General features: G+C 52.2%; 20 protein-coding genes. 15 read left to right on the top strand and 5 right to left on the bottom strand.

Going from position 1 to position 24,873, the window contains the following annotated elements:
• Positions 1-3: 3 nt before the first annotated feature.
• The 5 genes from T458_RS39305 (at position 4) to lpdA (ending at position 6,235) form a co-directional block, all read left to right on the top strand.
• Positions 4-1,476, top strand: a complete 1,473-nt coding sequence (locus tag T458_RS39305) for a MocR-like pyridoxine biosynthesis transcription factor PdxR (protein ID WP_023556532.1) — start codon at positions 4-6, stop codon at positions 1,474-1,476.
• 129 nt (positions 1,477-1,605) lie between these two features.
• A complete protein-coding gene (locus tag T458_RS39300; RefSeq protein ID WP_051410067.1) occupies positions 1,606-2,538 on the top strand; it encodes a thiamine pyrophosphate-dependent dehydrogenase E1 component subunit alpha in 933 nt (310 codons plus the stop codon).
• A gap of 2 nt (positions 2,539-2,540) precedes the next feature.
• On the top strand, positions 2,541-3,518 hold the full coding sequence (locus T458_RS39295) for an alpha-ketoacid dehydrogenase subunit beta (RefSeq protein WP_023556530.1): 978 nt from the start codon (positions 2,541-2,543) through the stop codon (positions 3,516-3,518).
• Positions 3,519-3,548: 30 nt separating this feature from the next.
• Entirely contained in the window at positions 3,549-4,847 is a 1,299-nt protein-coding gene (locus T458_RS39290; RefSeq protein ID WP_023556529.1) for a dihydrolipoamide acetyltransferase family protein, read from the top strand.
• The gene (gene lpdA / locus T458_RS39285; protein ID WP_023556528.1) at positions 4,844-6,235 is read left to right on the top strand and encodes a dihydrolipoyl dehydrogenase; all 1,392 of its coding nucleotides are present in this window, start codon (positions 4,844-4,846) and stop codon (positions 6,233-6,235) included. Before T458_RS39290 ends, lpdA begins: the two co-directional genes overlap by 4 nt.
• Before the next feature lie 46 nt (positions 6,236-6,281).
• Here the strand turns inward: lpdA and T458_RS39280 are convergent, their stop codons facing one another.
• From T458_RS39280 to T458_RS39270, 3 genes are all read right to left on the bottom strand, one after another.
• Positions 6,282-7,259 carry a bile acid:sodium symporter family protein gene (locus T458_RS39280; RefSeq protein ID WP_023556527.1) on the bottom strand — a complete coding sequence of 326 codons (978 nt, stop codon included), beginning with the start codon at positions 7,257-7,259 and terminating at the stop codon, positions 6,282-6,284.
• Between the two features lie 25 nt (positions 7,260-7,284).
• Positions 7,285-8,055 carry an SDR family NAD(P)-dependent oxidoreductase gene (locus T458_RS39275; RefSeq protein WP_023556526.1) on the bottom strand — a complete coding sequence of 257 codons (771 nt, stop codon included), beginning with the start codon at positions 8,053-8,055 and terminating at the stop codon, positions 7,285-7,287.
• Positions 8,056-8,132: 77 nt separating this feature from the next.
• Positions 8,133-9,041, bottom strand: coding sequence for a DMT family transporter (locus T458_RS39270; protein WP_023556525.1), 909 nt, complete (start codon positions 9,039-9,041; stop codon positions 8,133-8,135).
• Positions 9,042-9,159: 118 nt separating this feature from the next.
• Here T458_RS39270 and T458_RS39265 point away from each other — a divergent pair, with 118 nt between their 5' ends.
• From T458_RS39265 to T458_RS39245, 5 genes are all read left to right on the top strand, one after another.
• Positions 9,160-9,969, top strand: a complete 810-nt coding sequence (locus tag T458_RS39265) for a VanW family protein (protein ID WP_023556524.1) — start codon at positions 9,160-9,162, stop codon at positions 9,967-9,969.
• 106 nt (positions 9,970-10,075) lie between these two features.
• Positions 10,076-12,400, top strand: a complete 2,325-nt coding sequence (gene pcrA / locus T458_RS39260) for a DNA helicase PcrA (RefSeq protein ID WP_023556523.1) — start codon at positions 10,076-10,078, stop codon at positions 12,398-12,400.
• 35 nt (positions 12,401-12,435) lie between these two features.
• Positions 12,436-14,451 carry an NAD-dependent DNA ligase LigA gene (gene ligA, locus T458_RS39255; RefSeq protein ID WP_023556522.1) on the top strand — a complete coding sequence of 672 codons (2,016 nt, stop codon included), beginning with the start codon at positions 12,436-12,438 and terminating at the stop codon, positions 14,449-14,451.
• A 49-nt stretch (positions 14,452-14,500) separates the two neighbouring features.
• Positions 14,501-15,379: a WD40/YVTN/BNR-like repeat-containing protein gene (locus T458_RS39250; protein WP_031305666.1), complete on the top strand. Its 879-nt coding sequence runs from the start codon at positions 14,501-14,503 to the stop codon at positions 15,377-15,379.
• 28 nt (positions 15,380-15,407) lie between these two features.
• Positions 15,408-16,472, top strand: a complete 1,065-nt coding sequence (locus tag T458_RS39245) for a CamS family sex pheromone protein (protein ID WP_023556520.1) — start codon at positions 15,408-15,410, stop codon at positions 16,470-16,472.
• A 110-nt stretch (positions 16,473-16,582) separates the two neighbouring features.
• Here the strand turns inward: T458_RS39245 and T458_RS39240 are convergent, their stop codons facing one another.
• Entirely contained in the window at positions 16,583-17,017 is a 435-nt protein-coding gene (locus tag T458_RS39240) for a hypothetical protein (protein ID WP_031305665.1), read from the bottom strand.
• 607 nt (positions 17,018-17,624) lie between these two features.
• Between T458_RS39240 and T458_RS39235 the strand changes: the two genes are divergently transcribed.
• Together T458_RS39235 and pruA are read left to right on the top strand one after the other, a co-directional pair.
• Entirely contained in the window at positions 17,625-18,863 is a 1,239-nt protein-coding gene (locus T458_RS39235) for an IS110 family RNA-guided transposase (protein ID WP_031305278.1), read from the top strand.
• 365 nt (positions 18,864-19,228) lie between these two features.
• Positions 19,229-20,776: an L-glutamate gamma-semialdehyde dehydrogenase gene (gene pruA / locus T458_RS39230; protein WP_023556518.1), complete on the top strand. Its 1,548-nt coding sequence runs from the start codon at positions 19,229-19,231 to the stop codon at positions 20,774-20,776.
• Between the two features lie 36 nt (positions 20,777-20,812).
• On the opposite strand, the gene T458_RS39225 is transcribed toward pruA, so the two are convergent.
• Positions 20,813-21,799, bottom strand: a complete 987-nt coding sequence (locus T458_RS39225) for a sensor domain-containing diguanylate cyclase (RefSeq protein ID WP_023556517.1) — start codon at positions 21,797-21,799, stop codon at positions 20,813-20,815.
• 217 nt (positions 21,800-22,016) lie between these two features.
• On the opposite strand from T458_RS39225, the gene asd reads away from it, so the two are divergent.
• The 3 genes from asd (at position 22,017) to gatA (ending at position 24,868) form a co-directional block, all read left to right on the top strand.
• Complete coding sequence (asd, locus tag T458_RS39220; RefSeq protein ID WP_023556516.1) at positions 22,017-22,865, top strand: archaetidylserine decarboxylase; 849 nt, start codon at positions 22,017-22,019, stop codon at positions 22,863-22,865.
• Positions 22,866-23,074: 209 nt separating this feature from the next.
• Positions 23,075-23,365 carry an Asp-tRNA(Asn)/Glu-tRNA(Gln) amidotransferase subunit GatC gene (gene gatC / locus T458_RS39215; RefSeq protein ID WP_023556515.1) on the top strand — a complete coding sequence of 97 codons (291 nt, stop codon included), beginning with the start codon at positions 23,075-23,077 and terminating at the stop codon, positions 23,363-23,365.
• Between the two features lie 33 nt (positions 23,366-23,398).
• Complete coding sequence (gene gatA / locus T458_RS39210) at positions 23,399-24,868, top strand: Asp-tRNA(Asn)/Glu-tRNA(Gln) amidotransferase subunit GatA (protein WP_023556514.1); 1,470 nt, start codon at positions 23,399-23,401, stop codon at positions 24,866-24,868.
• Positions 24,869-24,873 lie beyond the last annotated feature (5 nt).

Here is a 24,873-nt window from a genome sequence, read left to right as displayed (position 1 = left end):
CATGTGTCATTGGCCCAATGGGACCAACTTGTACTGGATGGAACAGAGAAAACACCTCTTTACAAGCAAATATCTGAAAGAATTGAACAATGGGTACAAGAAGGAAGGTTGAAGCCGGGAACGCGCCTGCCCTCAGAAAGACGTTTGGCTGAAATCCTCAAGGTCAGCCGAATGACGATCACACTTGCCAATGAGGACATGAAGGCAAAAGGAATTGTTCGCTCTCAGCAGGGGAGCGGGACCTACATCATGCGCAGTGCAAGGAGCGAAAGGGTCGAGGGGTCAACGGTTTGGCAGCATCATTTTACGTATCAATTGGGGTCCATGAGCGATGAGATGGAGGAAATCATGCGATACGGGCTGGATCCTCATCTGATCCATTTGGCTGGAGTCGGTACCGCGCCCGAAGTGCACCCCGGTATCGAGCTCAGCCAATGCTTCTCGGAGCATCTGCGGAAAAACCCCATTCTTTTACAACTGCCGGCACCGACACAAGGATATGAGCCGTTGATTATGGATGTGCGAAAATGGCTTTATGATAGGGAGATTGAGGCCAACCCGCGGGAGATCATGATTGTTTCAGGAGCCATGCAAGGGCTGGATCTGATTAGCCGCTTGTTCCTGGGACCGGGAGATTACGTGATCATGGAGGATCCCGGCTTCCTCGCCGCATCAGATGCATTCACGGCGACAGGAGCCAAAATCTTGCGTATCACACTGGATCAAGAAGGGATTCGCATCGACAGCCTGGAGAATCTGCTCATGCAATTTCCGGTCAAGTTTATTTATCTCAATCCCACTTTTCACAATCCTACGGGCATCACCATGTCATTAAAAAGGAGAAAGAGGCTCCTGGAGCTGGCAAAGAAATACAAGGTTTTGATCGTGGAGGACGACCCGTCCAGCTTGCTGTATTACGGAAAAAAGCCGGTTCCCTCTTTGAAATCGTTGGACGAAGACAATAATGTCATCTACCTTCAATCCTTTTCCAAATATCTTTTTCCCAGTCTGCGCGTGGCAGTGCTGGTAGCCCCTGAGGGTATCGTATCCCATCTGGTTAAAATCAAGCAGCGAATCGATTTGCACAGTCATAACCTGACACAGATTGCTGTCCATGCTTATTTGTCAGAAGGGAGGCTGGAGGACCACATAGAAAAGTTGCGTCAAGCGTACCGGGGCAGGCTGGATCTGGTTCACGATGTCATAAGCAGGAACGCGAATCTTCGATGCCATATTCCCGAGGGCGGTGTTTTTCTGTGGTGCAAGCTTCCATGCTCCCTGTCAGCCGAACGACTGCTCGACCTGGCGATTCAAAAAGGGGTATCCTTTGTTCCGGGAAATTGGCTAAGCGGAGTTGGTCTCTATGAGAATCGCATGCGGCTGGCTTTTACCCATCCCTCTGTCGATTTGCTGAAAAGAGGGTTGGAAGTCATGAATGAGATCATTGCCGAGCACCATGCAGGCCAATCATGCTAATGGATATATGAAAACGCTTTACCGCCCTTTATGCTGAGGATGGAAGCAAGACCATCTGAACGTAAGGGGTGTTTTTTCGTGGTGAATACAAATCTTCCAGCAGACCTCTTGAAAGAATGGTATTATCGCATGCTGATGATTCGACGTTTTGAAGAGAAGATTAACGAGAAGTTTCTCGCGGGCGAGATCCCGGGCTTTGTTCATTTGTACATCGGGGAAGAAGCGACCGGTGTCGGGGTCTGCTCCGCTTTGCGAAAAACGGATTACATCACAAGTACACACCGCGGGCATGGACATACGCTGGCCAAAGGGGCGGATGTAAAACGCTGCATGGCTGAGCTGTATGGCCGAAAAACAGGCTACTGCAAAGGGAAGGGCGGCTCCATGCACATCGCAGACTTCAGCATCGGGATGCTGGGAGCAAATGGCGTCGTCGGGGGAGGATTCAATCTGGCGGTGGGAGCAGCCTTGGCTGTCCAGCTGCGAAAAGGAGATCAGGTTGCCGTCTGTTTTTTTGGAGACGGGGCCAGCAATCGCGGCACTTTTCATGAAGCTCTCAACATGGCGGCGGTATGGAAGCTTCCCGCGGTTTTTGTCTGCGAAAACAATCAATGGGCCTCTACTACTCCTTTGCATGAAGCTACAGCGGTGACAGATATTGCTGTGCGTGCGTCTTCTTATGCCATGCCAAGTACAATCGTAGACGGCAACGATGTATTCGCGGTATACGAGGCGGCTGTTGAGGCTATCGAACGGGCGCGGCAAGGCGGAGGTCCCACACTCGTGGAATGCAAGACCTATCGGATCAAAGGGCATTTTGTCGGTGATCCGGAGCAGTACCGGACGCGCGAGGAAGTAATCAGTCAGCTTGAGGAGAATGACCCGCTCAAGAACTTTTTCCTCAGGGTGCAAAACGAGCAATTGCTAGGTGAGCAAGAGCTTGTTGCAATCGAGGAGCAGGTGGCTGCTGAGATCGAGGAAGCTGTCCGGTTTGCGGAGACGAGCCCGTATCCCGATCCAGAGGAAGCTTTCGATGATGTGTACGTAGAGGAGGTATCGTAAGAATGCGCAACCTGAGCTTTTCACAAGCCACATTGGAAGCCATGCTGGAGGAGATGCGCAGGGATGAACGCGTCTTCATCATGGGGGAAGACATCGCAAAACAAGGCGGAATATTCGGTCAGTTCCAAGGACTTCCCAAGGAATTCGGCTATGAGAGGGTGCGCGATACCCCGATTTCGGAAACGGCGCTTGTCGGCGCAGGGATCGGAGCGGCATTGGCAGGGGCAGTGCCTGTCATAGATATGCATTTTGCAGATTTTATCGGAGTGACAATGGATGAGGTTCTGAATCAAATGGCCAAGATGCGCTATATGTTTGGCGGACAAGCGACACTCCCCCTGGTCTTGCGAGCGCCCGACGGTGTCACCCAGTCAGCCGCTGCCCAACACTCTCAATCGCTCGAAGCCTGGTTTTTGCATATCCCGGGGATCAAGGTGGTCATCCCCTCCAATCCCGCAGATGCCAAGGGATTGTTGAAAGCAGCGATTCGAGACCCCAATCCGGTCATCTATTTTGAACATAAAAACCTGTTTCGAAAATCAGGTCCGGTGCCTGACGGAGACTATCTCACCCCAATCGGCAAGGCCGCGGTCGTAAGGGAGGGACAAGATGTCACGATTGTGTCGTATTCGTCGATGCTCGGGACTTGTCTGGAGGCTGCTGATCAGTTGAGTCAGCACCATGGCATTGAGGCAGAGGTCATCGATTTGCGGACCATCGTACCCATGGACATGGAGACGATCTATACATCCGTGAAGAAAACACACAGGCTCGTCATCGCACATGAAGCGGTGAAAACAGGCGGCGTCGGCGGCGAGATCGCGGCGTCTGTGAGCGAAAACATCATCGAATACCTGGATGCCCCCATCATTCGCGTCGGTGCGGCCTTTACACCGGTTCCTTTTAGTCCGCCACTAGAAAAACGGGTGATTCCGCAGGTGGAGCAGGTTGTGGAAGCGGTCAGGAAAGCTCGATGGTAAGAACGTGGATAGACGAGGGGAGGGATTGAGATGGCGCACGTCATTACCATGCCAAAGTTCGGCCTGACGATGACGGAGGGAACTGTCACGAACTGGTTCAAGTCTGTCGGGGATTGGGTGGAGCAAGGCGAGGTGCTTTTTGAGGTACAGACAGACAAGATCACCAATGAAGTGCAAGCGGCTCAGTCAGGAGTGCTGCGGCATATCTTCGTAGCGGCAGACGAGACGGCACAGGTGGGAGGCAGCCTGGCGATACTGGCGGATTTGCAGGAGGATATCTCCTCTTTTCTGGAGGGCGAGGAAGCAAGTCCGCAGGATGTACAGCCCCCCTCTGGTTTCATCCGGGCGACACCTTTGGCCCGCAAGCTAGCCCGCGAGCAGGGTCTGGATTTGGCAGATCTGACACCATCGGAAGAACATGGGATTCTGCTGGCTCGCGATCTGTCCAGCGCTGCGATCCAAAAGCCGAAGATTTCTCCGCTTGCGAAAAAATACGCTGAAGAGAATGGGATCGGGTGGGAGACGATTGAGACACAGGAGCGGATCCTGCTCCCTGATGTTATCGCCGAGCAATTAAGGGCTTCTGGCGACAGAGGATCGAGTGGGCAAGACAACGGTGGAGTCGACGAAAGGGTGACGAAACCGCTGACTGCTACCCGCAAAGTGATCGCTGAGCGAATGACGCAGAGCTGGCGGGACATCCCACAGGTTACCTTGACTCGCGAAGTGGATGTGACGCAGTTGCGCAAGGCATTCGAGGTGCTGGCGGCAGATGCGGCCGAGCAAGGCATCCGGGTGAGCATGACCCATTTTCTGATCTTGCTCGTCGCCCAGGCTTTGAAGCGGCATCCGGTCGTGAATGCTTGGTACCAAAACCAGGAGCTGACGTATCATTCCCACGTCCATATGGGGGTAGCAGCGGCAGTTCCGCATGGCTTGCTCGTGCCGGTCATCCGTCAAGCATGCCGGCTTTCTCTAGTGGAAATCGCTTCGGCTCTGCAGGAGTTGACTGCGAAGGCCAAGGAACAGCGATTGGACGCGACAGAGATGCAAGGTGGTACGTTTACGATCAGCAATCTGGGCATGATGCAGGTGGATGGGTTTACGCCGATTCTCAATTCGCCGCAAACAGGTATTCTAGGCATCGGCAGAGTCACGGATAAACCTGTATTCATAGGGGATGATCTGGTCAATCGCTCGATGATCACCTTCTCCCTCACCTTTGATCATCGGGCTATGGATGGGGCGGACGCAGCGCAATTTTTGCAGACGCTTGCTTCCTTCTGTGAGGAGCCGCTCCGCTTGCTGGCGGGAGGGAGAGCAAGATGAAAAAGCGTGTACTGGTCATCGGCGGAGGACCTGGCGGATATACGGCAGCGATACGAGCAAGCCAGTTAGGCGGCAAGGTAACTTTGATCGAGAAGGATTTTTTAGGCGGTACTTGCCTGAACGCGGGTTGCATCCCGACCAAAAGCTTGCTCGATTCATCGGGTACTTGGGCGAAAAGCAGAACGCTCTTTCCCCAGCATCTGCAGGGTGAAGTGCCCTGGAAGGAAATCATGGCCCGCAAGAACCAGGCCGTGCAGCATTTGCGAATGGGTGTTGAAGGGTTATTGCGGGAAGGGCAAATCGACGTCATTTCCGGGACGGCTTCGTTTACATCCGAGAGAAAAGTCATCGTCGACGGGGACAAGAGTAAGATGTTTGACGCAGATGCAATCATCATAGCTGCCGGTAGTCGTCCCGTACGTCCGGCGGCTCCCTGGTCTCATATTCCCGGAGTCATTACGAGCGACGAATTATTGACGATCGACCGCTTGCCCGGGAGTCTAGCGATCATAGGAGGCGGTGTGATCGGGATTGAATTTGCCACGATCTTTGCCGAGCTCGGTGTGCAGGTGCATGTGGTCGAGGCAGCCCAAAGAATTGTGCCGACGATTGATGTAAGCATATCTTCGGGGATACAGGCGAATCTAAAAAGCCTTGGGGTGCAGTTCACGATTGGAAGCACAGTGGAAACGATTGCGAAGGAGGGTGATGGCACCTTTACTGTCTCCTTATCTCAAGGAGAAACGTTTGCTGCTGAACTGGTGCTTCTTGCGATGGGACGGAAAGCCAATCTGCAGCCGTTGCGGCTAGATGATGCAGATATTCAGGTGGAGGGCGGAAAAATCAAGGTAAACGCCTGGCAGCAGACGAATCATCGGGACATCTATGCGGTCGGTGATTGCGCAAGTCCTGTGATGCTGGCACATGTCGCGATGATGGAAGGAAAGCTAGCGGCGGAGCGCGCCATGGGAAATCCTGTCAAGCCTATTGCGTACGATCTGGTGCCGCATTGCCTCTATTCACACCCGGAAGCCGCGATCGTCGGATTGACGTTCGAAGAGGCGACAAAAAGGGGCTTTGAGGCAGAAGAGGCCATATTTCCTCTATCCGCCAGTGGGCGAGCTCTGGTCGAAGGAGAAAGCCAGGGCATGATCAAAGTAGTGGCGAATAAAAAATACGGCCAGATTCTGGGCCTTCACCTGCTCGCTCCACACGCGACGGAATTCATCTCGCAGGCGGCTCTTGCCTTGTCTCTGGAAGCTACGGCAGATGAGGTGCTAGCGATGATCTTTCCACATCCGACGATCTCCGAAGGGATACAGGAAGCGGTGGCGGCTATCGGCGGCACGGCGATTCATCTTCCAGGCAAGCTCGGCCGGGGAACGTAAAATATGCAAGGCCCTGTCTGTGAAAGACAGGGCTTCTCATTTATCATCATGATTTGGTTGAGTAGGTGCTGCCCTCCCTTGACGTCAACAGCCGCTTGCGAAGCGGTTCCCAGGATACAGCGATCAATGCTCCCACGGAGATATTCGTGATCATGTTCGCTACAGCAGGGACAGCAGCAATCGGACTGATATGATCCATCGCCAGCAGGGCGGCCAGAGCGGTATTGCAGATGCCGAATTCATAGACGACAGCGCGCCTGTCCGGCTCCGGCATACCGAGTCTGGCGGCATAGCCGTATCCGACAGCCATCGGAATGGTAATCTGCAAAAATAGACAAAGGAACAGCAGCGGGAGGATGTCCAGATTCTCTTGCAGGGATTTTTGTGCAGAAGAAACCACGGCAAGGTCGACGATAATCAGTGCGACGGAAGAAAGGATGGGAATAACCCGGCGAATGTTCCCGAGTTTTTGCTCCCATTTCCATTGCACCCACAGTCCGAGCGCGATCGGAAGCAGGACGACGTAAACCATCTGTAAGAAGACAGGAAGGAATGCGACGGGAACGACGCTGCCAACCGAAAACTTCATGATGAGCGGAGTCAGAAACGGGCCTATCAGGGTGTCTACAGCAGACATCATGACGCTGAGCGCGAGTGTGCCTCCTGCCATGAAGGTGTACAGATTGGCAGAGGTGCCGCTTGGTACAGAACTGGCGAGAATGATGCCAGCCTGTATGTCCGCGTGACCATCAAAAAAGAGAAAAGCCAGCACAAGCGCAATTCCCAATGTGATGGTCCATTTGCCCAAAACACCGAGCAAGGCGTTGCGGGGGCGGGAAATCACCTGTTTGAGACTCTCTCTGGAAAGGGTAATCCCCATGCAAAAAAGAATAAAAGCAAGCGATGGAGAGGTCCAGTTTTTCAAAAAAAGAAGCTGCTCTGGAAAGAGATACGCCAGGTACGCAGCAATCAGAATCCAGAGGGCCAGAAATCTGGTCAGGATGACCTGCAAGATCGACAGCATATGGCTTTGTCCCTCCCTGTTTGCACTACTGGACTGTCACGCCCCCGCAGACATTCAGGGATTGACCGGTCACGTAAGATGCGGCATCGGAGGCGAGAAAGCTGACTGCTTTCGCGACGTCGGTGGGTTCGCTGATTCTCCCCAGCGGAATTGGGCCCAGGTAGTTTTGCAGCGATTGTTCGGGGGTGGAATGGGAAAGCGAGCTCATTTCCTCTGCCATTTTGGATAACAGCTCTGTATCCATCGCTCCGGGGCAGATCGCGTTGACTCGGATACGACGGGGAGCGAGAACGATGGAAATGGTTTTCGTCAGGCTGAGGACTCCTGCCTTGGAGGCGGCATAGGCTACTGACAAAGGGCGTGGACTATTTGCGGCTATGGAAGCGATGTTGATAATGGAGCCACCCTCTCGCATCTGGGGTGCTGCTGCCTGAATCATGAAGAAGACAGCCTTTAGATTAATATCCAGCACGAAGTCCCAATCGGTGCTTGTCACTTGATCGATTGGTTTGACAAAATTAACCCCCGCATTATTGACGAGGACATCGATGTTACCGGTCATTTCGACGATGTTCATGATGACTTCCGGAATCAGGTCAGGGTCGGCGAGGTCGATGGACCATCCGTATGCCTCATATCCACTTGCCCGAAGCTTGTCTACGGATGCTTGAAGCTGCTCCTGGTCTCGATCCAGCAAATGGACGATATGACCACTCGACGCCAGCTCTTCGGCGATGCTATAGCCCAGCCCCCGAGCAGCTCCTGTAATCACGCCAACCTTCTTCTCTAGACTCATCGGATCTCCCCCTCTCAGTTACCCAAAAGTATGGCTGGATCCACTTGTACCGTCTAGAGCCATTCAAGAAAGTGGACTTATTGCAAATCCGCCTCTTTTCGTTGTGTCAGCTTCTCTTTCGGCTCTAGCGAAAGAATGAAAATCGCACCGAAGACAAACCCCATGCCGAGCAAATGATACAGCGTGATCGTCTCCTGCAGGATCACAGCAGACAAGATCAGGGAGCTGACGGGAAGCACGCTGGTCAGTACCCCGGCGGAGCTGGCTGAGACCTTGGACAGACCTTGGTACATGAGCAAAAAGGCGATTACGGTCACAACGACTCCGAAATAAAGGATATTGAGCCAATCCAGGACCCCGACGCTGTGGAAATCAAAATATAGGGCTTCATAGATGGCAAACGGCAAAAAGAGCAGGACGCCAAAGAGGCTCATCAACGTGGAGATCATCAACGGACTCACAACTGTAGAAATTTTTTTGCCCAGCGTGATGAAGAGGGCTTCTCCCACCACGGCAGCAAAAATCAATAGATTACCAATGATAGATGATGGGCTCCCGGCACCTTCTCCTACAAAATTGATCAATAGCACACCGCAGACAGCCAAAAGAATCCCCAGCCCTTTTTTTGCCGTGAGGTGTTCCTTGAGAAAAAGAAACGCAATGATGCCGACGACGGCAGGCAGGGTACTGGTGATGATCCCGGCTTCGATAGCGGTGGTGTAGCGCAGGCCATACAACATGCAGATATTGAACAGAAATACTCCCGTCAGAGCCTGTAGAAAGAGTGAAAGCATGTGACGGGGAGCCGGGGCAGGGAGAGTTTTCTCCCGACGATAAAAGAGTGCCAGCAAAATAGCTGAGGCGATGATGAATCGCAGCTCTGATGCCAAAAAGACGGGAAAGCGCGAGGCGATGATTTTTCCAAAAACAACAGAGCTTCCTACAATGGCCATAGCCATCATGATTTTTACATGGGCAAATTGCATGGCAACCTCTCCTTTTTTCCATTCTTTTACTATAGCACATGCGCGGTGCAACAATCACCGCCTTTATTCGTTTTATATAGATAGAGGAAAGTACGACTAAAGAACGGAGTGCCACGGAATGAAACCGATCCAACGAAGCAGATGGCGCCTGGCAGCAGGAATCTGCTACTACCGTCTCAAGCGTTATGGGGACTGGCTGTTTGACCAAAAACAGTACGCCCGGAAAAGGGAAAAGGAGCTTTTTGAGCATGTCCATTTTCGCCATCAGACACCGCTCTTGCGAAGGTTGAAAAACGTAGAGATGTGGATGCAGCACAACAAGGTGACCAATCTGCGGCTCGCTGTGCAAAGACTGGACGGAATCGTGATCCAGCCGAAAGAGACCTTCTCCTACTGGAAGCTGATCGGAAAACCGACAAAGAGCAAGGGCTATCTCCCCGGCATGCTCTTGTCGCACGGGCGTGTGACGGCTGGCATCGGCGGGGGGCTTTGCCAGCTTTCCAATCTGCTGTTCTGGATGACAATCCATACGCCGCTGACGATCACTGAGCGGCACCGACACAGCTACGACGTTTTTCCCGATGCCAATCGCACCCAGCCCTTTGGCAGCGGCGCGACTTGCTTTTACAATTACATGGACCTGCAGATCACAAATGAGACCAAGCAAACCTACCAGCTCCATCTTTACGTGACGCAGACGCATTTGGTCGGGGAGTGGCGCTCGTCGATGCCTGCTACACGCCGCTATGAAATTGTGGAAAAGGATCACGCCATCCAACCGTCACTGTGGGGTGGATACGAACGCAAGAACCGTCTGTACCGGAACGTGTACAGCATAGACGGGGAATGGCAACAGGAGGAATGGGTGACGGACAACCACGCGCTGCTGATGTATGAGCCCTTGTTGCCGGATGGCAAAGAGGGGTAAGGTGGATTTTTCCATTTCCCACATCCCAGCTGGAACTGAACCTCGATCTGTGCGAAAATAGGAACATATGCTTTCGTTGATGGACGGGAAAGGTGGATTCATACATATGTCATACGTGGAACGAATCACAGCAGGGTTAAATCCGGAGCAAAAGGAGGCAGTTCTTACCACGGATGGGCCAGTTCTGATCCTGGCCGGAGCGGGCAGTGGCAAGACCAAAGTCCTTACGCAGCGGATTGCTTACCTCATCAGTGCCAAACAGGTAGCGCCGTGGAGCATTCTGGCGATTACCTTTACCAATAAAGCGGCCCGGGAGATGCAAAACCGTGTCGCGGCGATCATTGGAGGCGTGGCAGCACAAGAAACGTGGATTTCTACGTTCCACTCCTTGTGCGTGCGGATCTTGCGCCGGGATATCGACCGATTGGGCATCAACCGCAATTTTTCGATTCTGGATGCCGGGGATCAGTTGTCCGTCGTCAAACAGTGCTTGAAGGAGCTGAACATCGATCCGAAGCAGTACGAACCACGCGGGATCTTGTCCGCAATCAGCACGGCGAAGAATGAGCTGACGGATGTGGCGACTTTTGCGCGCTTGGCCGGGGACCCTTTTTCACAGGTGGCCGCCAAGGTGTACGAACTGTATCAAAAGAAGCTGAAAAACAACCAGTCGCTTGATTTCGACGATCTGATCATGACGACGGTGCGTCTGTTTAAAGAAGTGCCGGAAGTGCTGGAATTTTATCAGAAAAAATTCCGCTATATCCACGTGGACGAGTACCAGGATACGAACCGCGCGCAGTACCTCCTGATCTCCATGCTGGCTGATAAATACCGCAATCTCTGCTGCGTGGGGGATGCCGACCAGAGCATATACAAGTGGCGCGGTGCGGATATTTCCATCATCCTGAACTTTGAAAAAGACTATCCGGAAGCAAAAATGATCAAACTGGAGCAAAATTACCGCTCTACGAAAACGATCCTGCAGGCGGCCAACCAGGTCATCGCCAACAACAAGCTGCGCAAGGAGAAAAAACTCTGGACACAGAAGCAGGAAGGGAATAAAATCACCTGCTATCAGGGCGATTCTGAGCATGAGGAAGCCTATTTCATCGTCGATACGATCCGCAAGCTGATGGCGGATTACAAGCGCTATGACAAGTTTGCGGTCCTGTACCGGACGAACGCGCAGTCCCGTGTGGTGGAGGATGTGTTCATGAAGTCGAACATTCCGTACACCATCGTCGGCGGCACGAAGTTCTATGATCGCAAAGAGATCAAGGACATCCTCGCTTACCTGCGCCTGATCTCCAATCCGGATGACGATATCAGCCTGACGCGGATCATCAATGTGCCGAAGCGCAACATCGGCGATACGACGGTAGAGAAGCTGCAGGCGTATGCCAACGCGCACGGACAGTCGCTCTACCAGGCGATTCAGGAGGCTGGCTTCATGGGGCTGCCTGCGCGCACGACCAATGCGATTCTCGCCTTTAACGACCTGATCACGAATCTGATGCAGATGACGGACTATTTGAGCGTGACAGAGCTGGTGGAGGAAGTGTTGAAGCGTACCGGCTACCGCGAATCCCTACAGGTGGAAAAGACGCTGGAAGCGCAGGCCCGCCTGGAGAACATCGACGAGTTTCTCTCCGTCACCCAGGAGTTTGAGCGCAAAAACGAAGACAAGAGCCTCTTGGCTTTCCTGACGGATCTGGCTCTGGTGGCGGATATCGATTCCCTCGGCGAAGAGGATGCTCCAGAAGAAGTCTCTACTGAGGGACAGGTGGTGCTGATGACCTTGCACAGCGCCAAAGGGCTGGAGTTTCCGGTCGTCTTTCTCATCGGAATGGAGGAGGGAGTCTTCCCGCACAGCCGTTCCCTGTTCGACGAGACAGAGATGGAGGAAGAGCGGCGTCTGGCCTACGTAGGGATTACCCGGGCGGAGGAGCAATTGTATCTGAGCTGTGCCCGCATGCGGACACTGTTCGGGCGCACGAACGCGAGCGCTCCGTCCCGATTCCTCCAGGAGATCCCGTCTGAGCTGATGGAAAGCAATCTGGTGTCAGAACGCGGATACGGGCAAGGCGGTTTTTCCAGCCAGCGCGAGTCTGCCTTCCGCTCATCCAGCTTTGCCACACCGGCAGGCGGATTTTCGAGGAGCGCTGCCCCATCAAGACCTGCGGGAACAGCACAATCGCCCTTTTCACGGCCGCAAGCCTTCCAGGCGGGAGATAAATTGCCTGGACATGGCGGTGGAGCAGGGATAAATTGGAAGGTCGGCGAAAAGGTGAAGCATGGCAAGTGGGGTGTTGGAACCGTGGTGAAGGTAAAGGGAGAAGGCGACAATATGGAGTTGGACATCGCCTTTGCCAGCCCGGTCGGGATTAAAAAACTGTTGGCCAAATTTGCTCCGATTGAACGCGGATAAGCAGGATACTGTCGAGTAAAGGATGAACGGATGATATGGATCGATTGACAGCGGAAAAGCGTATGGAAGAATTAACGAAACTAATCGAGCGGCATAACCGTCTGTATCATGAAGAGGATCGACCGGAAATTAGCGATCAGGAGTACGACCAATTGGTACGGGAGCTGATTGCGCTCGAAGAGAATTTCCCGGAGCTTGCCCAACCGGATTCTCCGACGAAACGGGTAGGAGGGGCGCCGCTGCCTTTCTTTGAAAAGGTGGTACACAAGACCCCGATGCTCAGCCTGGGCAACGCGTTTAGCGAGGAAGATCTGCGAGATTTTGACAGACGTGTTCGCCAGGCGGTGGGCAATCAGGCGGTGCGCTATGTATGCGAGCTGAAAATTGACGGACTTGCTGTATCGCTGCTATACGAGAACGGTCTGTTCGTCAAGGGAGCGACGCGTGGAGACGGGACTACAGGGGAGGACATCACCCAAAACCTGAGGACCATTCGTTCGATCCCGCTGCGTCTTCGCCGGCCGTTGTCGCTGGAGGCTCGTGGGGAAGCCTACATGCCCAAGCCAGCATTTGAAAAGCTGAATAAAGAAAGGGAAGAGCGCGGCGAGCCGTTGTTTGCCAATCCTCGGAATTCGGCTGCAGGTTCACTGCGCCAGCTTGACCCCAAAATTGCCGCGTCCAGGCAGCTGGATACGTTCATCTACTCGATCGGCGATTTGCAGGGGGAGAGTGTCGAGTCTCACAGCGAAGGGCTTGATTTGCTGGAATCGCTGGGCTTCAAAGTCAATCCGGAGCGGCGCACGTATTCGGACATCGAAGAAGTGATTGCGTTCATTAACAGCTGGACGCAAAAACGTCCTTCCCTCCCGTATGAAATCGACGGCATGGTGATCAAGGTAGACAGTTATGCGCAGCAAGAGGAGCTGGGCTTCACGGCCAAGAGCCCGCGCTGGGCCATAGCATACAAATTCCCCGCGGAGGAAGCCGTGACGATTCTGGAGGGAATCGAGGTGTCTGTCGGGCGCACCGGAACGGTAACCCCGACCGCACTGCTCAAGCCGGTCAGTCTCGCAGGAACGACGGTAAAGCGCGCCTCCCTGCATAATGAAGACATCATCCGCGAAAAAGGCCTGTTGATCGGCGACCATGTCGTGGTCAAAAAGGCGGGCGACATCATCCCGGAGATCGTCGCGGTTCTACCAGAGCGGCGGACGGGAGACGAGACCCCCTTTTCCATGCCGACGCACTGCCCGGAATGCGGCAGCGAGCTGGTTCGCTTGGAGGATGAGGTGGCTCTGCGCTGCATCAACCCGATGTGTCCGGCATTGATTCGCGAAGGCATCATCCACTTCGTCTCACGCACGGCGATGAATATCGACGGCCTAGGGGAAAAGGTAGTGGCGCAACTGTACAACGACGGGATCATTCACAGTGTCGCTGACCTCTACTACCTGCATCAGCAGCGCGATGTTCTGCTCGGGATGGAACGGATGGGCGAAAAATCGGTAGACAATCTGCTGGCCGCGATCGAGGCGAGCAAGGAAAACTCCCTGGAGCGCCTCCTGTTTGGGCTCGGAATTCGCCTGGTGGGAGCCAAGGCAGCCAAGGTGCTGGCCGAGCATTTTGGGCATATGGATGGCATTGCACAAGCGCAGGAAGAGGAATTCACCCTTATCGATGAAATCGGTCCAAAAATGGCTGCCAGCCTGTATCAGTACTTCCGCCAGCCACAGGCTGAGGCTGTAATCGAGCGGCTGAAGGCTGCAGGAGTGAACATGGCCTACAAGGGTGTGCGCGTTGAAGGCGGAGAAAACCTCCCGTTCAGCGGCAAAACGATCGTGGTCACGGGAACCTTGTCAGCGATGTCACGTCAGGAAGCAGAGGAAACGATTGCCCGCCTGGGAGGCAAGGTGACCGGCAGCGTGAGCAAAAAGACGGATCTGGTGATCGTAGGGGAGAAAGCGGGTTCCAAGCTGGAAAAGGCGGAAAAGTTGGGTGTAGCAGTCATGGACGAGGCAGGATTTTTACAGATATTAGAAAACAACGGGTAATCCTCGCAGACAGCTGCGCTACAGCAAAGGGAAGGAATGGTGATGGAGCTTGAGAAGATTCTGGCGATGGGGAGTAGTCTTGATCGTGCTGGCAAGCATGACGGGCTGCAGCGATAGCGGACAGAAAAAGCCACCTTCTTCACCCGTAACAGCAGCAGCACTGCCAGGAGAGCTGACCTATCAGGAAGTGTTGGAAAAAGGGGGAACGGTCCACAATCTGTCGATGCGAGACGACAATCAGGTGTGGGTCGGCACGAACGCCGGCCTCTACCATTCGGTTGATCGAGGCAACTGGGGACTGCTTTCCTCTCAATTGGAGTATAAAGACATCGTTGGCTGGTATGTGTATCCGGGTGATCCCAATCACATCCTGATCGCAGGGGATGCGGGCGTCATGCATTCGTGGGATGGAGGAGAGAACTGGAGCACAATCGGTGCGGGATTGCCGACGCCAGCCAACATTCGCAGCTTCGTCGGGATTGAGGAAGACGATCAAATCCGGCTGTGCGCTTTCGTCTCCGGCGAGGGGATCTACCAATCGCTGGACGGAGGAGAGACATGGCAAATGTGGCTGCCGATGGATCAGGAGGTCTACGCGATGGACTTCAATCCCGTAGAAAACCGTCTGTATGTGGCAGCGCAGTTCAGCTTGTTTTACCATGAAGACGGTCAATGGAAGTCTGAGCTGTTGCCGCAGGCGGAGCAGACGTATTCGCTAGCTGTTGATCGGCGCACAGGCGTGTTGGCCGTTGCGACGGAGCAAGGCGTTTTTGAAAAAGAAAATGGCGAGTGGCGCATGCTGAATGCCAAGGCGCCAGAAAAACTGATCGTGGTCGCCCCTGGAGAAGGGAAGACGAAGTGGGTCGGCATCGGTGAATCCGCCTTGATCTACTCGCTTACCAATGACAGGTGGATAAAATGGAATTGACATGCTCATTTCGGATAAGGAGTAACGTATGAAAGCGAAGTTTTGGGCACGATGCAAGCTAGTGGCTGCCGGCCTATTCACGGTAGCGGCGACGGGATGTTCATTCCTTCCTTCAGGCCAGGAACGGGTCGTCGAGCCAAGCACCCCCTCCCTGTCTCCGGTCATTGAAGTATCGGAGGATTACTACGGCAGTATCATGCCTTATAAGCCCAACCAGACACGGGGCATGCTCTTGGAAAACAAGTTCCGCATCGATTTTAGCCATCTGGAGCTGGGAATGATGGAATTTGCCAGGGACACGTTTCCGACGTCTTCCTTTTTCTTTCAGGAAGGGCAGTACATCAAGAAGGAACAGGTGCGGGCATGGATCGCGGAGGAAAAGGCCGGAGAGCAGACTGGACAGCGAAAAAGCGGGCTCCTCGTCCATGTCCTGGAGCATGATTATCTCAACAAGGATACGCAGCAGCTGGCCGGGATGGCTCTGGGTCTCTCGCTTTCGCCTGTGTACAAGGATGCTACAGGGCAGGATAAACGCTATACCGTTGAAGAGCTTCAGGAGCGCGGCAAACAATTGGCCGCCAAAATGGTCCAGTCCGTGCGGTCCAACGAACTGCAGGTACCCATCCTGATCATGCTCTATCAGGTTCCGGAAATGAATTCTTCTCTGGTGCCAGGGAATTTTATCATGTCGGGGACGGTCAATGCCAATGAGTCGGCGATCTCCAAATGGCAGCCGATCGACGAGGAGTTCTTCCTCTTCCCCAGTCCCGAGGTAGGGAAAAAATACCCCCAGCAGTCTCTGCAGTATGACAAATTCATGCGCGAATCGCAGACGTTCTTCCGCGACTTTATCGGCATGACGGGCGTCGGCCGCTTCATGGGCGGCAATCTAACCGAGCTGACCATCACGGCGACAGCGGAGTATGACTCCCGGACTGAGGTATTGCAGTTCACGCAGTTTGCTGCGAATAACATCAATCAGCTGTTTGATAAAAACGTGCACGTAAACCTGTATGTCCAAGCCATGAACAAGCCGCTTGCGATCTACATCCGCCCCGTAAAAGGCGAGCCGTACATGCATATTTACCGTTGATGGTATAAAACAATCCGTTCCTTTTGTCCAAATAATGGCGATGGGAACGGATTTTTTGTCATTCTGTACTAACGATCCCCGTTAGCGTAATAATGTTTTATTCAAAATTCTCATCCACTTATACCTGAACGCCACCATTCCTTTACATTAGTTGAATGGTTCTTTCCATTTAAATCAACAATCTCAATAAGGCAAGCATATCTTTCTAATTCATGATCTGTAACTCCAATCTTTGGGTTTAATAGATCAAAATTAATTTCTGCTTTGACTGATTTTATATAATCAATTGTTAGCTTATCTGACTGAAGCAAACGATGGAAATCGCTTTCTAATACTATTAGTGATTGTTTAATGACATCAACACAAAAGAAGGTTGGTTCAATCCTTTTATTAAGTACATCAATTATGATTGTTGGATGGTTATTTTTCTTAGCAATTTGATATAAATGACTAACTATATAGGCACCATCATATGAATTCATCAAACTCAAATAGCTGTGCATTAGATTATGACCAATACTTTTTAGCACCTTTAATTTTGCCATTATAACATCCTTATCTTTAGATAAATTCATGCTTTGCTAGTCACACCTAAATTATTTCAGCAAACAATAGTCAAAAACCCTTTTATTAAAAGACTACTGCCCGTTGAATAATGATTCGCATTCAGTCTTAAACATTTTGCATCGAACATCAAGTGAAGCTGTCCGAGGAAAAAGGGGAAGAAAGCGCAAGGTATTTGGGATCTCAACCCAGGCGCAACGGAAAAGGCGGAACACGCTTTTAGCAGTCAACCCTGAACCGCTTCTTCGAAGCGGCTGCTTTTGACTGCGGTTCCGCCTTTGGAGTGGAGCCGACCAGGAATGACCCCATGGAAAGATCCCAACCGACCTCAAGCGTCTTCCCCTTTTTCGTATTATGAGGTCAGCCAGAAAAAACTGGCTGGCCATTTTTCATGGAAATGGCTTTACTCTATTGGTAGCCGGGTAGAACGATCCCCTTTTTGGGAAAAACCCGTGGAGGAAACTGTTCACCCCCTACTTGTACAACTATGTTTGGGCTGGTTGGGACAAGATCCCGTATCACATGCGAAGCTATGGCATACAAGTGCTAAAGGGGCTGCCGGTAAAAGAAGTGAGGGGAAGGAAGAACGTGAATCCAGTTGTAGGAATCGATGTGGCAAAAGGAGAAAGCCAAGCACAGATCTTTCTGGATCGGAACAAATTATACGGAAAAGGATTTCGTTTTTCGCATACCATAACAGATTTGGAATGGCTTCATGGAAGGCTAAAGGAAGTAGAAAAGGACAGCGGTTGTCGTCCAGCAATTATTCTTGAGGCTACAGGTCACTACCACCTTCCCATTGTAGAGTGGGCAGAGGAGAAAAATTATGACCTGTATATCCTTAATCCCTTATTAGCCCAGCGGGCTAAGAAAACGCACCTAAGAAAAGTGAAGACCGATAAATTGGACGCGGTTCATTTAGGAGAACTTTATTACAAAGAGGAGTTTGAACCGTACCAAAAGCAGGAAACGCACTGGCTTCATTTACGTCATCTCACGAGACAACATGAGGCAATGACGGATATGTATGTTCAGACAAAATTGCAATTTCGGGCTGTCCTAGACCAGGTCTTTCCCACGTATGAAGGTGTGTTTGGGGATTTGTATTCAACGGTATCATTGGGAGTGTTGGAAATGTATTCAACACCAGGGGCGGTAAAAACGGCAGGAGTGGACAAGCTAGCGGAGTGTATGAACACAAAGCTTGTTCGTGGACGGTCACCGAAGTGGGCAAAGGAAAAGGCAATAGATATGATGGCAGCGGCAGAAAAAAGCCCCTTTCAAGAAGGGGTCCATGAGAGTTATGTGCTTAGTTTACGTATGTTCATCACGTTGCTACTTCAATACCAGGAGCATCTATCCAAGCTTGAAAAACAAATAGATGCCCTGGCTGAAGAAAAAAAAGAATATGATCTACTCCGTTCGATTCCCGGCGTGGGAAACAAGATTGCTGCCACAATCCTGGCCGAAATTGGGGAAATCGAACGGTTTGACCACGCAAAGAAATTGGTCGCATTCGCTGGGGTTGACCCAAGTGTCACATCCTCCGGAAAGTTCACAGCAAGCACAAACCGAATTACCAAACGGGGTTCCAAACGCTTGCGAAGAGCGCTGTACCAAGCTGTACAATGCGGAGTAAGAAGACGAAAGGGGTGTCTCTTACAAAGCTCAGTAAATCAGCGATTACGTGAGTATTATGACGTGAAAAAGGGGGAAGGAAAGCCCCACAAACAGGTTGTGATTGCTTGTGTGAATAAGCTAATTCGCTGGATATACTGCATTTTAACGAGAAGCGAACCTTATAAGGCTGACTTTCAGTCAGCGTAATGGAATGAATTTCCATAACCTCTCCCTTTAGAGAGGTTATTTTGCATGCTTTTCAACAATATAGCACAACTTCAAAGAAAATAATAAGGATACTCTTGACAAAATATTAGCTGGTTTCCTCCCTGCCACTACAGCCTGACCAAAACATATCACCACTTCCTGAATTAACTTACACACGTGTAAACAAAAGTGTATATAATACTGAACAAAAGTGTTAACAAGAAAGTACCCCTCGAATTGTTGTTTTTACGCAAAAAGGCAAACACTAGCGTGGTAGACGACAATTGTGCTGATTGGTATGAACTTTGCATAAGTAAGTACAGGAATGGTTTGCAAGAATGGAAATGGAAAAGGAGGCGTCACATATGCAAGTAGAATTCAAAAACGAGGCGTTTACCAATTTTGGATTACCGGAAAATAAACAGGCATTCGAGAAGGCACTGGCCAAAGTGGAAAGTGAGCTCGGACGCGAATACGACCTGATTATTGGCGGAGAGCGTATTTCTACCGAACGGAAAGTCCCCTCCATCAACCCTTCTGATACAAAGCAAGTCGTAGGGATCGTCTCGCAAGCGAACCAGGAGCTCGCAGAAAAAGCGATGCAGGCAGCCGTAAGCACTTTTGAAACCTGGAAAAAGGTTCCTGGCACCGAGCGTTCCCGCTATCTCTATAAAGCAGCCGCGATCCTGCGTCGGCGCAAGCATGAATTCTCTGCATGGCTGGTAAAAGAAGCAGGGAAAAGCTGGGCAGAAGCAGATGCGGATACCGCAGAAGCGATTGACTTCATGGAGTACTACGGCCGCCAGATGGATAAGCTGTCCCAACGTCACGACTTGACCCGCATCGCGGATGAGGACAACGAATTGTACTACGTGCCATTGGGCGTAGGTGTCGTAATTCCGCCGTGGAACTTCCCGTTGGCGATTATGGTGGGAATGACCACAGCTGCTTTGGTGGCAGGAAATACTGTCGTGCTGAAGCCTGCTTCTACTACACCAGTGATCGCTGCCAAATTCATGGAGATTCTCGAAGACGCTGGCGTACCAGCAGGGGTTGTCAACTTCGTACCAGGCTCTGGTAGCGAGATTGGCGATTATCTCGTCGAGCATACGTCGACGCGCTTTATCAGCTTTACAGGTTCGCGTGATGTCGGCCTCCGCATCAACGAACTGGCTGCCAAGCATCGCCCAGGCCAAAAATGGATGAAGCGCCTGATCGCCGAGATGGGTGGCAAGGACTCCATCGTGGTCGATAGCGATTGCGACATCGAATTGGCTGCGCAGTCCATCGTGGCATCTGCTTTCGGATTCTCCGGACAAAAATGCTCTGCATGCTCGCGTGCAATCGTGCATCAGGATGTGTACGACCAGGTGCTGGGACGCGTCGTCGAGCTGACCAAGCAACTGACAGTAGGCGACGTGGCTTCCAACGACTACTACACAGGTCCAGTCGTAGATGACAAAGCCTATCAAAAAATCCTGGAGTACATCGAGATCGGCAAGAAGGAAGGCAAATTGATGGCAGGCGGCGAGAAGGGACCAGAAGGCGGTTACTTCATCATGCCGACCGTATTCGCGGATGTAGACCCGCAAGCACGGATCATGCAGGAGGAAATTTTCGGACCGGTAGTTGCTTTCACCAAAGCGAAAGACTTCGATCACGCGATGGAAATTGCGAACAATACCGAGTACGGACTGACTGGCTCTATCATCAGCCGCAATCGTGCCCATCTGGAGCGCGCCCGCGAAGAATTCCATGTCGGCAATCTGTACTTCAATCGCAAGTGCACAGGGGCATTGGTTGGCGTCCATCCATTCGGCGGATTCAACATGTCGGGTACCGATTCAAAAGCAGGTGGACCAGACTATCTGCTGCTCTTTACACAAGCGAAGCTGGTTTCGGAAAAATTGTAATGGCAAGGAGCTGTCCCAAATGGGATGGCTCTTTTTTTAGCGAGAATCCGTTTCGGACTCCCGTGAGTAGATGACGTACTGATTGCGTCCCTTTGCCTTCGCGCGATAAAGCGCTTCGTCTGCACAGTTGAGCAATTCGTCGGCATGCAGGGAATGGAGCGGATAGAGGGAGATCCCGATGCTGGTGGTCACGGTGAAAGTGGCATCGTGTACCTGCCACGGCTGCTGGATGGAGTGCAAAATGCGTGCGGCCACCTCTGCTGCCTGGTCTGGACGACTCACCCGGCGAAGTACGATGACAAACTCATCCCCGCCCAGACGCGACAAAGTATCCTCTTCTCGCACACAAGACTTGAGGCGCTCCGCCAGCAGTTGGAGAAACACATCTCCAGCCTGATGGCCCCAGGTGTCGTTGATCTGCTTGAAATAATCACAGTCCAAGAACAGGATGGCGACCATCTCCTGGGTGCTATTGGCATCTTCCAAAGCCCGCTGCAAGTCCAGCTCCAGCAGACGGCGATTCGGAAGACCTGTCAGCATATCGTGGTAGGCCATGAATTCCAGCGTTAACTCCCGCTTCTTGTGTTGGGTAATATCTCGTGTGACGGCGAATACATGCGTGCAGATCCCTTCTTTGTTGATCACGGGAGTCAGGATGGTTTCGCCAATGATTTCGTCCTCAGACGTAAAGCGTGTGGCTTTCCGGCAGGTGACGGCTTCGGTGTACATGCGGTTTAACTGGTCTGCTTTCTCCGCTGGAAATACATCCTCGAAACGCTTTCCGTACGCGCTCTCATCCAATTCGGATATGCGCATGGCCGAGGGATTCATCAGTTCATAACGGAACTGGTATTCACCGTTTGACAGCTCTTCAACGGACATCATAAAGAGCATGTCGGAAATATGTTCAAATAAGTCAGATAAAACATCCCCATACTGATGGAGAAGGGTTGCAATGTCATGCTTGGCACTGTCTTGTTGTTTTTCTCTCCAAGTGTGGTCTTCGCTGCTCTGGTTGCGCATATCTGCTTATCTCCTGTGTAGGCTTATTCTATATATTATAGTACAGGCTGGAATCGAATGAAAATGATCTCAAAGGCGGAGGTGCAGGGGTTTACTGGAAGGAAGCGGAAGTGGTAAAGTAGGGTTATCCATTTTTCCAACCTGTAAAACGCGGATGAACCTTGTCCAAGTGGCCGCGATAGAGGTTTTCTTACCGGATCAAATGAGGAGTTGTACTATGCGAAATAAGTTGTTACCAGGCTTGATTCATCGTCTGCCGCAAAATGCGATGTCACGGACGATGGGAAAAATTACCGCATCGAAATTTAGCCGTTTGGCGATCCAACGATACATCCGGCACTACAAGATCGATACCTCAATCGTCGAAAAGCCTGTAAAAGAATACCATACACTGAAAGAGTTTTTTACGCGCCGTCTGAAACCGGGCACACGTCCCATCGCGCAGGGGGCCGATGTAGTGGCAAGTCCAGTGGACGGGACCATTTCCCATCTGGGGGACATCTGCGAAGGAACGCTGATCCAGGCAAAAGGCAAGAGCTACAGCGTCGCTGAATTGCTGGGAGGATGCGCGCATGAGGCGGAGCGGTATTACGGAGGCAAGTTTATCACCATCTATTTGAGTCCGCGGGATTACCACCGGATTCACATGCCAGTCACCGGAGATCTGATGGGCTACAGCTATCTGCCCGGCAGACTCTATCCCGTGAATCAATTGGGCGTCGAACATGTGGATCGGCTCTTTGCCCGCAACGAACGTCTTGTGACCTACATCCGCACCGATCATCAGGGGGCTGTGGCAGTGGTCAAGGTAGGGGCGCTGTTTGTCGGCAGCGTCAAGGTCGTCTACAATACAGCCACGACCAACATCAAGCATGCGCAGCAGATGGAAGGGCCGATCAAAGGTACGCCGCGCTATGAAAAAGGAGCGGAGCTGGGCTGGTTTGAGTTTGGCTCTACGGTAATCCTTTTGTTTGAATCCGGTCAGGTGGAATGGGCACCGGGAGTCGAGGCAGGAGCCAGCCTGCTGATGGGTCAAAAACTAGCCACCATTCCGGCAACATCCTAATAAGCACAAAACGGTCATGACCGTTTTGTTTGACCGCAAGCGGTCACATCCACTTTGATGAAAAACGTCGAGACGTTTTTCACAGAAAAAGATGCCCAGACTCATTTGGTCTTGGGCTTTTTTCGCTTTCTTTGGAGTGGGAAAATTGACTCAACGGGCATCTTTCAAGTAAGATCAAAGTTATGTGATATGATTCGGAGGTGGAGAACATGAGTGCCATTACCCGCAAAGAAGTGGAGCACGTAGCCAACCTGGCCCGCTTGCAGTTGACAGAAGAAGAGGCAGAGCGATACACCAAGGATCTGAACGCGATTCTTGATTTTGCCGCCAAATTGAACGAGCTGGATACGTCCCAGGTACAGCCGACCAGCCATGCGACGGATGTGAAGAACGTCATGAGAGAAGACGTGAACAGACCGTCCCTGCCGATCGCGGAAGTGCTGAAAAACGCTCCTGATCACGAAGACGATCAGTTTAAAGTACCTGCTGTATTTGAATAACGATCCAGGAGAAAGAGAAGGGAGGAACTTGCTGTGTCGCTGTTTGACAAGCGATTGTCGGAGATACATAGCGCCTTGCGCGCGAAGGAATTGTCTGTGACTGATTTGGTACAAGCTTCCGTAGCGAGTATCAAGGAGCATGATGATCAGATCAAATCCGTTCTGGAAGTGGATGAGGAGGGTGCCCTTGCTCATGCCCGCAAGCTGGATGAACAGCTCGTCAAAGGGGAAGAGCTTGGGCTTTTGTACGGTCTGCCTGCCGGATTGAAGGACAATATGGTAACAAAAGGCATCCGCACCACGTGTGCCAGCAAATTTTTGTCCAACTACGACCCCGTCTACGATGGAACGGTATCGCAGAAGGTGAAGGAAGCCGGCTCGGTTATCGTCGCCAAGCTGAACATGGACGAGTTCGCCATGGGCGGCTCCAATGAAAATTCCGGCTTTTTCCCGACGAAAAATCCGTGGAATACCGACTACGTGCCAGGCGGTTCCAGCGGCGGTTCTGCTGCAGCGATGGCAGCGCGCCACTTTTACTACACACTCGGCTCTGACACGGGCGGATCGATTCGCCAGCCAGCCGCTTTTTGCGGTGTCGTCGGCTTGAAGCCTACCTATGGACGCGTCTCCCGCTTTGGACTGGTAGCCTTCGCCTCGTCATTGGATCAGATCGGACCGATTACGAAAAACGTGGAGGACGCAGCTTATGTCCTGCAGGCAATCGCCGGACATGACGCGTATGACTCCACCTCTGCCAATGTAGAGGTGCCTGACTTCCTGTCTTCTTTGACAGGTGACGTCAAAGGTCTGCGCATCGGCGTGCCGAAAGAGCTGATCGGAGAAGGCATCGATTCTGAGGTGCGGGATGCTGTTCTGGCAGCCCTGAAGCAGTTGGAGAGCCTGGGCGCGACGTGGAGCGAGGTGTCCATGCCGCATACCGAATACGCTGTGCCTGCTTATTATCTCTTGGCTTCCTCGGAGGCATCGTCCAACCTGGCCCGTTTTGACGGCGTGCGCTACGGCGTGCGTGCCGACAATGCGGACAACCTGATCGAGCTGTACAAGGAATCCCGCAGCCAAGGCTTCGGACCAGAGGTAAAACGCCGGATCATGCTTGGCACCTACGCCTTGTCTTCCGGTTATTATGATGCGTATTACAAAAAAGCGCAGCAAGTCCGTACCCTGATCATTCAGGATTTCAACAACATCTTTGCTGACTTTGACGTCATTTTGCACCCGACGACGCCGACTACCGCATTCAAGATCGGCGAGAAGGTGGATGATCCGGTCAAGATGTACCTGGAGGACATCTGTACCGTTCCGGTCAACCTGGCGGGTCTGCCAGCGATCAGCGTGCCGTGCGGCTTTGCGAAAAGCGGTCTGCCGATCGGTCTGCAAATCGTCGGCAAGGCGTTTGACGAATCCACCGTGCTGCGTGTGGCGCATGCCTATGAGCAATCTGTCGGCCATCACCTGCGCAAGCCGGAATGGGTGAGGGGGTAAGAGAC

The organism is Brevibacillus panacihumi W25 (assembly GCF_000503775.1).
GTDB lineage: Bacteria > Bacillota > Bacilli > Brevibacillales > Brevibacillaceae > Brevibacillus > Brevibacillus panacihumi_A.
Note: the sequence above shows the minus strand (reverse complement) of the source record. Positions and strands in the feature narration are given on the sequence as shown.

Bases quoted from the DNA above. Each gene is read 5' to 3' on its own strand.
- gatC (WP_023556515.1), top strand. From the start codon at position 23,075: ATGAGTGCCATTACCCGCAAAGAAGTGGAGCACGTAGCCAACCTGGCC.
- T458_RS39245 (WP_023556520.1), top strand. From the start codon at position 15,408: ATGAAAGCGAAGTTTTGGGCACGATGCAAGCTAGTGGCTGCCGGCCTA.
- asd (WP_023556516.1), top strand. From the start codon at position 22,017: ATGCGAAATAAGTTGTTACCAGGCTTGATTCATCGTCTGCCGCAAAAT.
- T458_RS39270 (WP_023556525.1), bottom strand. From the start codon at position 9,041: ATGCAATTTGCCCATGTAAAAATCATGATGGCTATGGCCATTGTAGGA.
- T458_RS39280 (WP_023556527.1), bottom strand. From the start codon at position 7,259: ATGCTGTCGATCTTGCAGGTCATCCTGACCAGATTTCTGGCCCTCTGG.
- lpdA (WP_023556528.1), top strand. From the start codon at position 4,844: ATGAAAAAGCGTGTACTGGTCATCGGCGGAGGACCTGGCGGATATACG.
- T458_RS39300 (WP_051410067.1), top strand. From the start codon at position 1,606: ATGCTGATGATTCGACGTTTTGAAGAGAAGATTAACGAGAAGTTTCTC.
- T458_RS39240 (WP_031305665.1), bottom strand. From the start codon at position 17,017: ATGGCAAAATTAAAGGTGCTAAAAAGTATTGGTCATAATCTAATGCAC.
- ligA (WP_023556522.1), top strand. From the start codon at position 12,436: ATGGATCGATTGACAGCGGAAAAGCGTATGGAAGAATTAACGAAACTA.
- pruA (WP_023556518.1), top strand. From the start codon at position 19,229: ATGCAAGTAGAATTCAAAAACGAGGCGTTTACCAATTTTGGATTACCG.
- T458_RS39290 (WP_023556529.1), top strand. From the start codon at position 3,549: ATGGCGCACGTCATTACCATGCCAAAGTTCGGCCTGACGATGACGGAG.
- T458_RS39265 (WP_023556524.1), top strand. From the start codon at position 9,160: ATGAAACCGATCCAACGAAGCAGATGGCGCCTGGCAGCAGGAATCTGC.
- pcrA (WP_023556523.1), top strand. From the start codon at position 10,076: ATGTCATACGTGGAACGAATCACAGCAGGGTTAAATCCGGAGCAAAAG.
- T458_RS39225 (WP_023556517.1), bottom strand. From the start codon at position 21,799: ATGCGCAACCAGAGCAGCGAAGACCACACTTGGAGAGAAAAACAACAA.
- T458_RS39275 (WP_023556526.1), bottom strand. From the start codon at position 8,055: ATGAGTCTAGAGAAGAAGGTTGGCGTGATTACAGGAGCTGCTCGGGGG.
- T458_RS39295 (WP_023556530.1), top strand. From the start codon at position 2,541: ATGCGCAACCTGAGCTTTTCACAAGCCACATTGGAAGCCATGCTGGAG.